A 15,091-nucleotide genomic window follows, 5' to 3' on the forward strand; every position below is an offset into this window, starting at 1 on the left:
CTCCTAGCTCGTCTTCTTCTGGGTGCTCGGCTTCGGGGTGAGCGTCACGGTGATCGCGTTGCCGGGGCCGGCGAGGGAGGAGCCGAGCGCGCCGGTGAGCGCGCCGCAGCCGTCGATCGGCGGCAGCTCGTAGACGCCGGTCAGGGCGCCGCCCGCCTTCGGGTCGAACCCGGCGGCCGACGTCAGCGTGATGCCGGACGGCTGGGACGTCCGGCACGCGTCGCCGCCCCCGACCGGCAGGAAGCCGAACACCGTGAACGAGGGGAAGCGCGCCGTCATCTCGGAGGTCGTGGTGAGGACGCCGTCCTTGTACGTCCCGGTCGTCCCGCCTTCGGCGGCGAACGTGACGTCGGCCGTCACGGGCAGGAAGCCGAGCATCGTGAACCGGGCCTTGGACGGGTCGAGCGTGAGCCCGCCGGTGACCGCGCCGCCGCCGACCTTCGCGTCGAGCGCGCCGGTCAGCGGGAGCGTCCCCCCGGACGCCTTGATCGTGGAGGAGCCCTTGAGCGCGTAGGAGTACGGCGCGGCCCCCGGGCCGCCGTCCTCGTCCACGATCTCGAAGGAGGCGAGGACGTCGTCCTGCCCCGGGTCCTGCGCGCATTCGGACTCGAACGTGCCGAGCCCGGAGGCGCCGCCGTCGTCCGTCCGCGGGGTCAGGGTCAGGACGAGGTTCCCGATGGTGACCTTGCCGGGCCCGGACTGCGTGAACGTCAGGTCGGGCGCCGTGCCGCGTCCCTTCACGGTGAAGCCGCCGGACGCGGGAATGGGCGTCGTGTCCAGTGCCGAGTCGACCTCGACGGGCAGGCCGTCCGGCATCTCGGGGACGGTCAGCGTCGCGTCGGCCAGCGCGTGGCCCTCCAGGGCCGTCGCGTACAGGGCCCGCAGGCCCCGCGCGGACTCGGCGCTCACCGCCGACACCGAGTCGACGACGATCCCCGGCATCACCTCGCCGATCGCGACCCGGTCGGGGACGTCCGCGCTGAGCTCCACGTGCACCGGCTGGGGCCCGAGGAGCGGGAACGTGCAGTGGTAGTCCAGTCCGAGGGTGGCCGGGCCCGCCGCGGCGGTGCCCGCGCCGGCGAGGCTCGACGCCAGCAGGGCGGCGGCCAGGGCCAGGGCGGCGCCCGTTCTCTTCTTCTTCGTCACCTGTCGACCTCGCCTCGTACGGGACGGGCCCCTCGCCGCACCTGCGGCGAGCCGCGTTCGCGGCACGGCGGGGACCCGCCTTGGTTGACCGTCAGCTCACCGCCGCCGTCACGCCTTGGGCGTGAGGGTCAGGTCGATGGTGTTGCCGTCACCGGCGGTGAAGAGGTTGAGGATGCCGGTCAGCGGCCCGCACTGGTCGATCGACGAGAGCGAGTACCGGCCGCTGATCTTGCCGCCGACGCCCGGGTCGAAGAACTCGCCCGCGGGCGACTGGAGCCGGATGTCGGACGGCTCGGTCGTCTGGCAGTTCTCACCGCCGCCGATCGGGATGGCGCCGAACGCGCTGAACGACGACATCTTGGTGATGACCTTGCTGTTGGTCGTCAGCTGGCCGTCCTTGTAGAGCCCGGTGGTCGGGCCCTGCGTGACGAGGCCGATGTCGGCGGTCACCGGCAGGAAGCCGAGGATCTGGAAGTTGCCCTTGGTCGGCTCCAGCCGCAGGTCCGCGGAGACGGCGCCGGTGTCCAGGTCCAGGTCGGCGCCGACGGAGCCGGTCAGGGGCGCCTTGCCGTTCGGCGCCTTCACGAACGTCTCACCGGAGAGGGTGAAGTCGTAGTGCTCACCGCCGGTGGGGGGCGTGGGGGTGGGCGTGGGGGTGGGCGTGGGAGTGGGGGTCGGCGTGGGGGTGGGGGTGGGGGTGGGTGGGCGTGGGAGTAGGAGTCGGCGTCGGCGTGGGAGTGGGGGTCGGCGTGGGAGTGGGGGTCGGCGTGGGGGTGGGAGTCGGCGTGGGGGTGGGCGTGGGCGTCGGGGTGGGGGTGCCGCCGTCGGTGATGGTGAAGTGGGCGAACGGCTCGTCCTGCCCCGGGTCCTTGGTGCAGACGACGTCCTTGCCGCCGGCCCAGACCTCGCTGCCGTCGGCCTTCTTCGGGTTGATGTGCTGCGTCAGCCCGACGATCGTGATCTTGCCCTCGCCGGTCTGGCTGAACACCAGCTGCGGCGCGTCGCCCTCGGCGACCAGGTCCCAGGTCGCCCCGGCCTGCTGCGGGATGTCGACCTTGTTGATGACGACGTCCGTCGCGACCGGCAGGTTCGGGTCCTCGGGCACCGACACGACCGAGTCGGCGGAGGCCGTGCCCTCCAGCGTGACGGCCTTCACCGCGCGCAGGCCGTTGGTGATGGTGCCGGTGATGTGCGCCGTCGACTTGATGTGGAACGGCGGCGACAGCTCCCCGACCTTGATGGTGGACGGGAAGTCGCTGTCGATGTCGACGGTGAGCGGCTGGTTGCCGATCAGCGGGAAGACGCAGTGGAAGTTCAGCGTCTGGTGGATCGGGTCCGCCAGGGCGGGGCCGGCGCCGACGACGCCGAGCAGGGAGAGGCCGAGGCCCCCGATGGCCGCGGTCGCGAGGCCCTTGGCCGTGCGCCGCTTGCGCGTACCGAGCTTGTCGTCCAACTTTCTGCCTTTCGTTCGTCCGGAACCAGATTTCCCGTACGTTTCGAAGCGGTAAATTACCGGCCGCCATCGGGCGAGTCTCCACGATCGACTGACAAAAACGAAGGCGTTCTCGCTCACCGTTCAACGGCTTTTGAAAATTGCTGCCCCGGGTACAGGATTTGACATTTCTGCGACTTTTCGAGGGCAGCATCCGATCACCGGACGACAGCATTTCCGCATTTTGTCATCCGGTGCTCGAATCACCGGCGCGAATCGATCAGAGGTGCTGGTAGGTGGTGTAGTCGGAGGCGAAGTCGTTGTACTTCAGGAAGTTGGTGAAGCTCATCGTGATCGTGGCGTCGAGGCCCTCGACGTAGTGCCACCACCCGATCGGGATGAACAGCAGCTCACCGGGGGCGAGCGTGCACTCCAGCACCTGCGCCCCGCGCATGGCGGGGAACTTGTCGTAGTCGACGTCGCTCCCGTCGACCTCCGAGTAGCAGTGCAGCGTGTTGTAGACGTGGGCGGTGTCGTGCATCGGCACCATCCTGACCTTCTTGCGGCCCATCACCTGCGCCATGAAGTTGTTGGTCAGGTCGTGGTGGTAGGGCGTCTTCGTGCCGGGCGGGCCGAGCCAGAAGAAGCTGCGGCCCTTGGCCTCGTCGCCGTCGAGGTACTCGGAGATCGGGTCGATGTCGTCCCACAGGACGTCCAGTGCCCGCTGGTTGCGGGACGCGTTGTTCGCCGTCATGTAGAAGTCGTTGGTCGTCCCGGCCGCCTCGACCATGTCGACGTACTCGCGGAACGGCATCAGCCGCTTGTGCTTCGGCCCGTTGATCTCGTAGTTCTCGTCGGACTCGCGCCCGAACTGCACCTCGACCTCGTTGCCGCCGCACGTCGCGCGCAGATGGTCGAAGTCCCACTTCGTGAGCGCGGGCCACGATTTGAGCATCCCGGTGATGATGACCGGCCTGTTCTGGAAGTAGTACTCCTCGAAGAACTCGTCCCGGGAGAGGCGCTCCCGCCGGGCGATCTCGCCGCCGCCCGCGCGCATCCGGGCGAGCCTGGCGTAGACGGTCAGCGTCCACTCGCGCTTGCGGAGCCGGTTGGCGACGCGGGTCGCGCCCAGCACGTACGGGCTCGCCAGCGCGCCGGCCACCTCGCGGGCGGCCTCCTCCTCGCTGAACCCGTTGCTCGCCAGCGCCGTGCGGATCACCTCCGGCGGGTTGCCGAGCAGCAGGTTCTCGGCGATCCAGCGGCGCCACTGGTCCTTCGGTCGGGTGGTGGTGGTCACGGCGTTCCCTCCGTGTTCGGTCAGCAGGCGTGTTCGGTCAGCAGGCGTGTTCGGTCAGCAGGCGTGTTCGGTCAGCCGGCGGGGGGCGGGGCGGTGCGCGCGGGCGCGGGGACGACCGGCGGGCAGCTGATGTCGGCGTCGGGGATGCAGGTGGCGCCCAGGCTGACGCGCAGCAGGTTCCCGGGGCCGGAGACGGTGCCGTCGAAGAGCGGGCTGAGGTCCTCGCCGGCTCCGCAGCCGGTGAAGCGCGGGATGCTGAACGAGCCGTCGAGCGTCCCGCCCTCCAGGACGCTGGTCATCTCGCCCTTGAGGGCGATGTCGGCGTCCGTCGCGGTGCGGCAGTTCTCGCCGACGTTCAGCGGCGTCCCGTTGACGGAGACGTCCGAGATGCGGATCGACATCCGCATGTGGGCGTTGACCGACTGGATGCCCGTCTGCATGTCGCTGACGGCCTCGAACGTCCCGTAGTCCTCGCCGGGTCCGAGGGGACGCTGCGTCATCTCCATCGTCGCGGTCGTCGGCATGAACCCGAAGGTCAGAAACGTCGACCGCGACCGCAGCGGCGAGACGAACCGCTGCCGGACGGAGGCGCCGGTGTCGGTGAGCGAGTAGACGAGGTTGGTGAGGGCCGGGCGGCCGAACTCCGGATCGTTCAGGATCGCGGCGCCCTTGAGCTTGGTGACGTTGGAGAATCCGGACAGGTAGACGCAGCCGGGGTACCAGTCGTCGGTGGGCCCGGTGAACTTCCCGCACTCGGCCGGGGTCCCGCCGGGCGCCTCGGCGGCGGCCCGATCCCCCGTCTTCGGCGGCGCGGGCTTCGGCGGCGCGGGCGTCGCCGGGGCCGTCCCGGCGGGCACGGGCACCGTGGCGAGGACGTGCTCCCCGGACGGCTCGCACCCGATGGTGATCGCCGGCTTCGCGTCCTCGGGGACGCCGCCGTGGGCGTCGCGCGGGCTCAGCGCCAGCGCCAGGTCCCCGGCGGTGAACGTGAGGTCGCCGGTCCCGGCGGGCGTGACCGCCGGGACGTCCCCGGACGCGGCCAGTACCAGGTCGGCGCCGTCCGCGACCGGGGTGGCGGGCGTGGTGAGCCCCGGCCAGGTCGCCGGGGCGGCCTTGCCGTTCTGCCGCACGGAGATCCCGAGCTCCGCGATGCCGGCGACCGAGGCTCCCCCGAGCGCGCTCACCTCGGGCACCGCGGCCTTCGGGACCGTCACGGTCGCCGTGACGCGCCCCGGCCGCACGGGGCGCCCGGCCTTCCCCGCCGCGGGGAACGTCCCCCGCACCCGGACAGCGACCTCCTGCGACGTCCCGGACGGCAGGCGGCACGCGTAGGTCAGGGCGGCGTCCGCCTCCTGCGCCCGCGCCACGCCGCCCGGCACCGATCCGGTCACGAGCGCGCCCAGCCCGACGGCCGTCGCGGCGCCGAGCCTCCAGCGGGCCGGGGTCCTCATCGTCGATCACCTCTCCTGAACTGCTGCGGATGTGCGGGCCGGCGAGAGGTCACGTCCAGCCGGGGAGCCACAGGCGCGCCTGCCAGTCCGCCTCCGGGACGGGCCGGCCCGTGAGGATCGGCAGGAGGTGGGCCAGGTTCACGGCGACGAGCGCGAGGTAGGCGGCCCCGGCGGCGCAGAGCAGCAGGCGCGGCACCGGGCGGTCCCGGTACGGGGCGCGGACGCCGTCGAAGAGCAGGACGATCGCGAGGATCGCGAACGGCAGCATCGGGAGCGCGTAGGTGGAGTACATCGTCCGGTCGGCGAGCGCGGCCGGGAACCAGGGCAGCCAGCTCGCGAGGTAGCCGCCCGCGACCGCCGCGGCCCGCCACTCGCGCGCCGCGAACGCGCAGACCACCATGCCGAGCAGCGCGACGATGGAGAACCACCAGATGGCGGGCGTTCCCAGGTGGGAGATCTCGCTGACGCACGTCGCGGCGCCGCATCCGTCCCGCCCCCGCGGCACGGAAGTGCGCCAGAAGACGGCCGGATGCCCGAGGACCGGCCACTGCCACGGCCACGACTGGCCGGGGTTCGCCTGCGTCACACCGTTGTGGAAGTCCAGCGTCATCGCGTGGTAGTGCCACAGCGACCGCAGCGGATCCAGGAACGACGGCCACAGGCCGCTCGGATGCGCCTCGGCCCAGCGCCGCTGGAACCCGGAAACGTTCTGGCCGAAGAGTGTCTTCTGCAGCGGCGTCCCTGAGACGAACCAGCCCCACCAACTGGCCAGATAGACGGCCCCGGCGACGGCCCACACCTGGACCAGCGACGGCAGGAGGTCGAGCCTGACCATGCCACGCCACGGCCGGAGGGCCCCGGCGTCCCTGCGCGCATTCCTGTCCCAGATCAGCGCCAGCGCCCAGAAGAACACGAGCACGTAGAGGCCGGACCATTTCGTGGCGCAGGCGAGGCCGAAGCAGACCCCGGCGGCCAGGCGCCACCCGTGCCGGAGGAACGGCCCGCCGGGCCGCCCGCCCTCGATACGCGTGACCAGGGCTTCCCGCGTCCTGTCCCGATCGGCGACGAGGCAGCCGAACCCGGCCAGCACCCACACCAGCAGGAAGATGTCGAGCATGGACGCGCGGCTGGACACCAGCCATGTGCCGTCCAGCGCGAGCAGCAGCCCGGCCGCGCAGCCGAGCACGGTCGATCCGGTCAGCCGCCGGGCGATGCGGGCCAGCAGCAGAACCGCCAGCACGCCCGCCGCACCGGCGGCGCAGCGGAAGCCGAACGGGCCGGAGCCGAAGACGGCCGTTCCGGCGGCGATGAGCCATTTCCCGAGCGGCGGATGCGCGGCCCACTCACCGCCGCCCGCGAGCCCCGCCACCGGGTGCCCGGCGAGGAAGTAGGAGTTGGCCGGCTCGCCGTCCGGTCCGCCGCGCCAGTTGTGCTCGACCCCGTAGTGCAGGAGCGCCCAGGCGTCCTTGGCGTAGTACGTCTCGTCCCAGACGAGGGCGTGCGGGGAGCCCAGCCGATCGAACACCAGGAATCCGGCGAAGGCCGCGACGAGCAGCGGCCCGAGCCAGCCCCACGCGGACGCGCGCCAACCGGCCGGCGGATCGGTCGCGGACGCCGGTTCTTCCACCGCTACGAAGGCGGTCACCATGCTCCCCCCTTCGCTACGGCGTGGACGGGGAGAAGAACCGTATTGAGCGGCGGACCACCGGATGAACCAAGTCCGCGACGAAGAAAAGGGGCCGTTCACTCACCCTCGTGAGTTTTCTAACGTCCCGCTCCGGAAACCCGAATGCCGTTATAGAGACCAGCGACAACATTCCCGGACGCCGCTGTCCCGCAATGCGCAATTTCCGCACCACGAAAGCGGCCGGGCGACTCCGGCGGTGCCGCCCGCGCGATCTGGATCGCCGGGGCGCGAAAGGTGGTGCCCGTCCACGGGTGGCCCAGCGCCGTCGACCCCCGTTCTCATCCTCAATGCGGAGTACCAGCCTGGACGCGGCACCGTCCTGCTGCTCCGCGAGGCCATCGGAATCCGAACCGGCGGCGGAAAGCGTTCAGGGCCGTCAGACCCGGTGGTCTGACGGCCCTGTTCGGCCGGTTCACGGTCAGGCCTTGTTGTAGGTGCGCTTGGCCCAGAGGTAGGAGAGGACGGCGAGGCCGGCGCACCAGGCGGTGGCGATGGCGCCACTGTTGCCGATCGGGGTGCCGAGCAGGAGGCCGCGGACGGTCTCCATGATCGGGGTGAAGGGCTGGTACTCGGCGAACCAGCGCAGGGCGGTGGGCATGGAGTCGGTGGGGACGAAGCCGCTGCCGAGGAACGGCAGCAGGATCAGCGGCATCGGGGCGTTGCTGGCGGCCTCGGGGGTCGAGGACTTCAGGCCGAGGGCGACCGACAGCCAGGTGACGGCCACGGCGAACAGGGTCAGCATGCCGGCGGCCGCCAGCCATTCGACGGCGTCGGCGTTCGGGCGGAAGCCGATCGCCAGGGCGATGCCGATGAGGACGGCCATCCCGAAGAGCTGCTGGACGACGCTGGCGACGACGTGGCCGGTGAGGACCGAGGCCCGGGAGATCCGCATGGTGCGGAAGCGGGCGACGATGCCCTCGGTCATGTCGGTGGCGACCATGACGGCGGTTCCGGTCGCGGCGGTGGCGGCCGTCATGAGCAGGATGCCGGGGACGACGTAGTTGACGTAGGCGTCGCGGCCGCCGCCGAGCCCGTTCCCGAGGGTGCCGCCGAGGACGTAGACGAACAGCAGCAGGATGATGACGGGCGTGATGATCAGCTGCACGGTCATGGACGGGTAGCGGAGGATGCGCTTGAGCTGGCGCCGGACCATGGTGGAGGAGTCGCGCGCGGCGAGGGTGAGGGTGCTCATCGGAGGGCCTCCTTGCTGTCGGCCTCCCGGCCGGTGAGGGTGAGGAAGACGTCGTCGAGGTCGGGCGTGTGCACCGACATCTCGTCGATCTCGATCGAGTACTCGTCCAGGACGGCGAGCACGTCCCGGATCATCCGGACGCTGCCGTCGCTCGGCACCTGCAGGGTGAGCGCCTCGGGGTCGGGGGCGCCGGCGCCGAGGGCAAGCGCGGCGGCGTCGAGACGGCCCGGGTCGCCGAACTTCAGCTGGATGTGGCCGCCGGGGATGCGCCGCTTCAGCTCATCGGCGGTGCCCTCGGCGATCAGCCGCCCGTGGTCGAGCAGGGCGATGCGGTCGGCGAGCTCGTCGGCCTCGTCCAGGTACTGCGTGGTGAGGAAGATGGTGACGCCGTTGCGGACGAGGTCGCGGACGATGCCCCACATGGCGCGCCGGCTGCGGGGGTCGAGGCCGGTGGTGGGCTCGTCCAGGAAGATCAGGCGCGGGTCGCCGACCAGGGTCATCGCCAGGTCGAGCCGGCGCTGCATGCCGCCGGAGTAGGTGGAGGCCGGTTTGCCCGCCGCGTCGACCAGGTCGAACTTCTCCAGCAGATCCTTGGCCTTGCGCCTGCCCTCGCCCTTCGGCAGGTGCTTCAGGTCGGCCATGAGGAGGAGGTTCTCCTCGCCGGTCAGCAGCTTGTCGACCGCCGAGTACTGCCCGGTCACCCCGATCGCGCCGCGCACGTCGTCGGCCTGGCGGGCCAGGTCGAACCCCGCGACGCGGACCTCGCCGCCGTCGGCGCGGATCAGGGTGGACAGGATCTGGACGGCGGTGGTCTTGCCCGCTCCGTTCGGGCCGAGCAGGGAGAAGATCGTCCCTTCGGGGACGGCCAGGTCGATGCCGTCCAGGACGACCTTCTCGCCCTTCTTGTCGCGGTAGGACTTGCGCAGTCCGTTCGCCGCGATGGCCAGGTCGGTCATGTGCTGCTCCTCGGGGGGGTCGCTTCGAGGCCGGGGGTCAGAGGCTGCGGGCGGTGATGTCGCCCTGCGTGGTGGTGGCGTGGATGTCGAGTTCGGCGGTGCCGTCGTTCTTGAGGGCGTTGGTGATGCGGCCGTGGCCGGTGCCGGCGTCCAGCGAGGCCGAGACGCCGGGGGCGGCGCCGACCGAGATGTCGCCGGACAGGGTGCGCAGGACGACCTTGCCGCGCACGGCCTCGGCGATCCGGATGTCGCCCCGCTGGGCGCTGATCTCCGCGGGACCGCCCAGCCGGCCGACCTCGACGTCGCCGTCGATGGCGGTGAGGCGGACGCTCGCGGCCTCGTCCAGCTTGATCGAGCGGTAGGCGCCCTCGAAGGCGACGTCGCCGAACCGTCCGACGGCGCGGAACTCGGTGCCGGCCGCCTTCGCCTCCACCTGGGAGCCGGTGGGCAGCTGGACCGTCACCTCGATGGCTCCGGAGGGGCCGAGGTACTGGTTCTTCACCGGGACCGCGATCCGCAGGACGCCGTCGGCGTACTCGACCGTGGTCTGCTCCGCGGCCTTCACGTCGCGCCCCTTGGAGGCGTCGGCGGGCAGGACCTCGACCGCGGTGTCGGCCCGGTCGGCGGCGATGAGCTGGACGCGCCCCGCGGGGACGTTCAGGACGGCGGAGACCGGGGCGGGGGTTTCGAACTTCTGCATCGTGCTCTCCTCGCGGTTCGCCTCGCGGCTCGTTGTTTCGAACAACGCAAAAGCTACGTTGCTTTCCAGATTCGCACAACGAAATCTTTGCACTGAGACAGCATTTGCCCAGGTTAACTCACTGAAATCATTGCAACGGTCTATCGCCTAACGCAACACTGGACCCAACAGGCGTTGCAATGTGATGAAGGTGAACGCTATGGTGAAGGCGTCAGGCAACGCCGGGGCCCCGCGGGGCACGAAGGGGGTCGTGATGCCGGGAGGCAGGCTCACCCAGCAGGAACGCCAGCAGATCGCGGTCGGGCTGGCAGACGGCCTCGCCTACGCCGAGATCGCCCGCCGTCTCGACCGTCCGACCTCCACGGTCACCCGCGAGGTGATGCGCAACGGCGGCCCCACCGGCTACCGCGCCGACCTGGCCCACCACGCCACCCAGCGCCGCACCCGGCGGCGCGCCCAGACCGCACCCCGGGGTGCGCAGGCGGCCCCGCAGCCCCACGGACGCGACGCCGAGGCCGTCCAGGAGTTCCAGGAGACCCTCACCACCGTCCTCATGACGTCGGGCCTGCCCAAGATGATGGCCCGCGTGATGGGGTGCCTCTACACCTCCGACACCAGCCTCACCGCGTCCGACCTCACCCAGCGTCTCCAGGTCAGCCCCGCGTCCGTCTCCAAAGCGGTGACGTTCCTGGCGGATCTGGAGCTCCTCCGCCGGGAGAGCGACGGCCGCCGCGAGCGCTACGTCATCGACAACGACCTCTGGTACCAGTCGATGGTCCGCAGCCTCCGGGACAACGACCGATTCAGCGAGACCGCACGGCGGGGCGCCGGCATCCTCGGCCGCGAAACCCCGGCCGGCAACCGCCTGGAGAACGCCGCCCGCTTCCTCGACTTCGTCGGCGAGAGCCTCACCCGCGCCTTGGAACAGGCCCGCGACGTCCTCTACACCCGCCCCGAAACCACCCTCGAAGCCCCCGCCAAGGCCGCCTCAGATCACGACTAGGTCCTGCGGATTCACTCGGGGGCGGTGCCCGGGGGGCGGCCTCGGAGGTAGGTCAGGACGGCGAGGACCCTGCGGTGCGTGTCGTCGGTCTGGGGAAGGTCGAGCTTGGCCAGGATGCTGCGGACGTGCTTGCCCACGGTCGCGTCGGTGACGACCAGCCGCCGGGCGATGGCGGCGTTGGAGTGCCCTTCGGCGATCAGCGCGAGCACCTCGTGCTCGCGCGGGGACAGGGCCGCGAGCGGGTCCCGGCGGCGGCCGATGAGCTGCCGGATGACCTGGGCGTCCACCACCGTGCCGCCGCCGACGACCTGGCGCAGCGCGGCGACGAAGTCGGCGACGTCCACCACCCGGTCCTTGAGCAGGTAGCCGACCCGGCGGCCGTCGCCGGAGTCCAGCAGGTCGGCGGCGTAGCTCAGTTCGACGTACTGGCTGAGCGCCACCACCGCGAGCCCGGGGTCGGCGCGGCGCAGCCGCACGGCGGCCCGCAGGCCCTCGTCGGAGAAGTCCGGCGGCATCCGGATGTCGGTGACGACCAGGTCGGGACGGTGCTCGGCGACGGCCGCGAGCAGGGCCCCGGCGTCGTCGACGGCGGCGACGACGTCGAAGCCGAACCTGGCGAGCAGCCCGGCCAGGCCCTCCCGCAGCAGGACGCCGTCCTCGGCGAGGACTACCCGGACGGCGGTCGGTTCGGTTCGCAAGGGAGCTCCACACGGACGAGGGTCGGGCCCCCGGCGGGGCTCGACACGAGCAGTCTGCCGTCGATCACCGCCACCCGGTCGGCGAGGCCGGTCAGCCCGGTGCCGCGGGCCGGGTCGGCGCCGCCCGCGCCGTCGTCGGCGACCTCCACGGTGAGGACGCCGCCCGCCAGGCGCGCGGACACCGCGGCCCGGTCGGCGCCGCTGTGCTTGGCGGCGTTGGTGAGCGCCTCGGCGGCGGCGAAGTAGGCCGTGCTCTCGACCTGGCGGGGCGGCCGTGCGGGCAGGTCGGCCTCGACGGTGACCGCGAGCGGGGACCGGTCGGCCAGCTCGCCCAGCGCCGCTTCCAGGCCCCGGTCGGTGAGGACGCGGGGATGGATCCCGTTGACGAGTTCCCGCAGCTCGGTCATGAGCCGCTTGGCCTCCGCGTGGGCGTCCGCGACGCTGTCGGCCGCCGGGGAGCCGGGCGGCAGGTCCACGCGGGCGATCCCGAGCTTCAGGGTGAGCGCGAGCAGCCGCTGCTGGGCGCCGTCGTGCAGGTCGCGCTCGATGCGGCGGCGCTCGGCCTCGAACGCGTCGACCAGCCGGGCCCGGGACCGCGCGACCTCGACCAGCTCGGCCTGGAGCCGGTCGCCGGAGCGGTGGCGCAGCAGGGCCCGGGCGAGCGCGCCCTGCGCCGCGGCGACCACGGCCAGCAGGTACGGGACGGCGGGCAGCAGCACCAGACCGCCGACCGCGTAGGGCAGCGAGTCCCCCGGGGTGGCGACCTTCACGGGACCGAGCACCATCGGCCCGGTGTCACCGAGCAGGATCAGCGGGGCGGCCACGGCGCCGAACTGGAAGACCAGCACGGACAGCAGCGCCGCGTACAGGACGGGGACGGCGGCGGCCAGCAGCAGGAAGTAGCCGAGCGCGCGCCAGGTGACCGGCTCGGTGTAGCGGGTGCGGAGCCACGGCAGGACGCCCCGTTCGGGCGGCCGGCGATGCCCCGGGCCCACCGGGCGGGCGTCCACCAGACGGAGCCGGCGCCGTTCCAGCCCGGTCAGCGGGATGGTCGCCACCGGCCCGAGCCCGCCGACCAGCAGGAGGCCGACGACGGCCGGCAGCGCCCGCCCGCCGAGCGCGGCGTCCGAGGCGGCGGCAAGGAGCAGCGGCATGCCGAGCAGCACCAGCGGCACGCCCGCCGCGACCACGACGGCCGCGGTCGACAGCAGGTAGGCGGCGGCGCGCCAAGGCCAGGCCGTCAGCAGGAACCCGGGGCGCCCCATCGCGGCCGGCAGGGTGGACGGCGGGTCGTTCGGCACAGCCGTACGGTAGCCGACCCCGCGGCCTGCCCGACCCGGGCGAACGCCGAGGTAGTGCCAGGCATACCTCCAAGTTGGTGGTTCACCGTGATGCGGCCGGCGGTGCCCTGGCGGTGGGATCGAAGCATGACACGAACACTTCCCTCACGGGTGGTCGCGCCCCTGGCCGTCGTGACCGCCGCGGCACTGATCGGCGGGCTCGGATACGCCTGGCCCCGTCCCGCGCCGGCCGAGGCGCAGGCCGCGTCCCACCGGACCGCCTCCCCGCGGACCGCGGGCTGGTCGCAGAGCTGGGGCGCGGCGATGCAGCGCCCGATCGCCGGCGGTGAGGACGAGGGGCCGAACTGGTCCGTGGAAGGCTTCGGCGACCACTCGCTGCGCCAGGTCGTCCGGCTCAGCGCGGGCGGCGCGAAGGTGCGGATCCGGCTGTCCAACCGGTACGGGACCCGGCCGCTGCGGGTCGCGGGCGCGGCCGTCGCCCGCTCGGCGGGCGGCGCCCAGGCGTGGCCGGACACCACGACGGCGCTGACCTTCGGCGGCGCGCGGTCCGTCGCCGTGGCGCCGGGCGCCGAGCTCGCCAGCGATCCGGTGCCGCTGGCCACCGTGGCGCTGGAGAAGCTGGCGGTCACGCTGCGGTTCACCGGCGCGACGGGGCCCGCGACCTTCCACCGCTTCACCACCCAGCCCGCCTACCGCGCCTCCGGCGACCATCTGTCCGACGTGGGCGCCGGCGCCTACACCGGCTCCACCGACGCGCTGTACTACCTGACGGGCGTGGAGGTCACCGGCGGTAGCGGTCGGTCCGGCGAGAACAGCGCGGGCACGGTGGTCGCCTTCGGCGACTCGCTCATCGACGGCGTCGGGGCCGCGAACGGCGCCCACGCGCGCCTGCCGGACGCGCTGGCCGAGCGTCTGGCCGCCGCCCGCGACCCGCTCGGCGTCGTCAACGCGGGCATCGGCGGCAACCGGCTGCGCCACGACTCGGCGTGCGGCGGGGAGAAGGCCACCGCCCGGTTCGCCCGCGACGTCCTGGACCGCCCCGGTGTGCGGGCAGTGATCGTCCACCTGGGCGCCAACGACATCCGCGTCACGCCCGGGGACCCGTGCCTGCGGCCCGGCGGACCGGCGACGGCCGCGCAGGTCATCGACGCGCAGCGGCAACTGGTCCGCGCCGCCCGCGCCCGCGGCCTCACGATCGTCGGGACGACCATCGGACCGATGAAGGGCGCCCTGTTCCCCGTCTGGACGCCGCAGGTCGAGAAGACCCGCGACGCCGTGAACCACTGGATCCGGACCGGCGGCGCCTACGACGCCGTCCTGGACGCCGACCGCATCATGGCCGATCCCGCCGACCCCGACCGTTCCCGGCTCTCGTACGTCTACCAGGACGGCCTGCACCCCAACGACGCGGGCTACCAGGCCCTGGCGCGCGGCATCGACCTGCGGGTCCTGCGATGAGGGGTCCCGCGATGGCGGGCCCCGGCCCAGCGCCCGCCGCCGTCCCGGTCGCGCCGGTGCAGCTCTACCAGGTGAGCAGGCACTACGGGACGGGCGAGGCACGGGTGCAGGCGCTGACCGACGTCAGCGTGACCTTCCCCGCCGGTTCCTGGACGGCCGTGATGGGCCCCTCGGGGTCGGGGAAGTCGACCCTGCTGCACTGCGCCGCGGGCCTCGACAAGGTGACGTCCGGCCGCGTCGTGCTCGCCGGGCGGGACGTCACCCATGCCGCCGACGCGACCCTGACGGAGCTGCGGCGCCGCGCCGTGGGGTTCGTCTTCCAGAACTTCAACCTGATCGCCTCGCTCACCGCCGAGCAGAACGTCGCGCTCCCGCTGAAGCTGGCCGGCGCCCGGCCGTCGCGCAAGGACGTCCGGGCCGCCCTCGCCGATGTGGGCCTGGCCGACCGCGCGCGGCACCGTCCGCGCGAGCTGTCGGGCGGGCAGCAGCAGCGCGTGGCGATCGCCCGCGCGATGGTGACGCGGCCGTCGGTGCTGTTCGCCGACGAACCCACCGGAGCCCTGGACACCGGGTCGGCCCGCACGGTCCTGCGGCTGCTGCGCCGCATGGTCGACACCGCCGGGCAGACCGTCGTGATGGTCACCCACGACCCGGTCGCGGCGGCGAGCGCCGACGCGGTCGTGTTCCTGTCGGACGGCCGCGTCGCCGACCGCCTGATCCGCCCGTCCGCCGCCCAGGTCGCCGAACGGCTCACCCGGTTGGAGGGCTGA

General features: G+C 72.6%; 14 protein-coding genes. 3 read left to right on the forward strand and 11 right to left on the reverse strand.

Annotation, left to right across the window (positions count from 1 at the left end; translation table 11 throughout):
• Positions 1 to 3: 3 nt before the first annotated feature.
• From CHC11_RS29250 to CHC11_RS29290, 9 genes are all read right to left on the reverse strand, one after another.
• On the reverse strand, positions 4 to 1,146 hold the full coding sequence (locus tag CHC11_RS29250) for a DUF6801 domain-containing protein (RefSeq protein ID WP_089315071.1): 1,143 nt from the start codon (positions 1,144 to 1,146) through the stop codon (positions 4 to 6).
• Between the two features lie 108 nt (positions 1,147 to 1,254).
• Positions 1,255 to 1,731 carry a hypothetical protein gene (locus CHC11_RS29255; RefSeq protein WP_089315072.1) on the reverse strand — a complete coding sequence of 159 codons (477 nt, stop codon included), beginning with the start codon at positions 1,729 to 1,731 and terminating at the stop codon, positions 1,255 to 1,257.
• A 34-nt stretch (positions 1,732 to 1,765) separates the two neighbouring features.
• Positions 1,766 to 2,599 (reverse strand): DUF6801 domain-containing protein, encoded by an 834-nt coding sequence (locus CHC11_RS41670; protein WP_179279063.1) that lies wholly within the window; start codon positions 2,597 to 2,599, stop codon positions 1,766 to 1,768.
• Positions 2,600 to 2,858: 259 nt separating this feature from the next.
• Positions 2,859 to 3,875 carry a cupin-like domain-containing protein gene (locus CHC11_RS29265; RefSeq protein ID WP_089315073.1) on the reverse strand — a complete coding sequence of 339 codons (1,017 nt, stop codon included), beginning with the start codon at positions 3,873 to 3,875 and terminating at the stop codon, positions 2,859 to 2,861.
• Between the two features lie 71 nt (positions 3,876 to 3,946).
• The gene (locus tag CHC11_RS29270) at positions 3,947 to 5,326 is read right to left on the reverse strand and encodes a DUF6801 domain-containing protein (protein WP_089315074.1); all 1,380 of its coding nucleotides are present in this window, start codon (positions 5,324 to 5,326) and stop codon (positions 3,947 to 3,949) included.
• A 49-nt stretch (positions 5,327 to 5,375) separates the two neighbouring features.
• The gene (locus tag CHC11_RS29275) at positions 5,376 to 6,974 is read right to left on the reverse strand and encodes a dolichyl-phosphate-mannose--protein mannosyltransferase (RefSeq protein ID WP_089315075.1); all 1,599 of its coding nucleotides are present in this window, start codon (positions 6,972 to 6,974) and stop codon (positions 5,376 to 5,378) included.
• Between the two features lie 457 nt (positions 6,975 to 7,431).
• A complete protein-coding gene (locus tag CHC11_RS29280; protein WP_089315076.1) occupies positions 7,432 to 8,205 on the reverse strand; it encodes an ABC transporter permease in 774 nt (257 codons plus the stop codon).
• Positions 8,202 to 9,161, reverse strand: coding sequence for an ATP-binding cassette domain-containing protein (locus tag CHC11_RS29285; RefSeq protein WP_089315077.1), 960 nt, complete (start codon positions 9,159 to 9,161; stop codon positions 8,202 to 8,204). The genes CHC11_RS29280 and CHC11_RS29285 overlap by 4 nt, the downstream gene beginning before the upstream one ends.
• A gap of 37 nt (positions 9,162 to 9,198) precedes the next feature.
• Positions 9,199 to 9,861, reverse strand: coding sequence for a DUF4097 family beta strand repeat-containing protein (locus tag CHC11_RS29290; protein ID WP_089315078.1), 663 nt, complete (start codon positions 9,859 to 9,861; stop codon positions 9,199 to 9,201).
• Positions 9,862 to 10,114: 253 nt separating this feature from the next.
• Between CHC11_RS29290 and CHC11_RS29295 the strand changes: the two genes are divergently transcribed.
• Complete coding sequence (locus CHC11_RS29295; RefSeq protein ID WP_089315233.1) at positions 10,115 to 10,864, forward strand: GbsR/MarR family transcriptional regulator; 750 nt, start codon at positions 10,115 to 10,117, stop codon at positions 10,862 to 10,864.
• A gap of 11 nt (positions 10,865 to 10,875) precedes the next feature.
• On the opposite strand, the gene CHC11_RS29300 is transcribed toward CHC11_RS29295, so the two are convergent.
• Positions 10,876 to 11,562, reverse strand: a complete 687-nt coding sequence (locus CHC11_RS29300) for a response regulator (protein ID WP_089315079.1) — start codon at positions 11,560 to 11,562, stop codon at positions 10,876 to 10,878.
• Positions 11,532 to 12,863, reverse strand: coding sequence for a sensor histidine kinase (locus CHC11_RS29305; protein WP_245919912.1), 1,332 nt, complete (start codon positions 12,861 to 12,863; stop codon positions 11,532 to 11,534). Before CHC11_RS29305 ends, CHC11_RS29300 begins: the two co-directional genes overlap by 31 nt.
• 126 nt (positions 12,864 to 12,989) lie before the next feature.
• On the opposite strand from CHC11_RS29305, the gene CHC11_RS29310 reads away from it, so the two are divergent.
• Positions 12,990 to 14,321: an SGNH/GDSL hydrolase family protein gene (locus CHC11_RS29310; protein WP_089315080.1), complete on the forward strand. Its 1,332-nt coding sequence runs from the start codon at positions 12,990 to 12,992 to the stop codon at positions 14,319 to 14,321.
• Positions 14,322 to 14,332: 11 nt separating this feature from the next.
• A complete protein-coding gene (locus CHC11_RS29315; RefSeq protein ID WP_089315081.1) occupies positions 14,333 to 15,091 on the forward strand; it encodes an ABC transporter ATP-binding protein in 759 nt (252 codons plus the stop codon).

The sequence above is a fragment of the Actinomadura mexicana genome, from assembly GCF_900188105.1.
Taxonomy (GTDB): domain Bacteria; phylum Actinomycetota; class Actinomycetes; order Streptosporangiales; family Streptosporangiaceae; genus Spirillospora; species Spirillospora mexicana.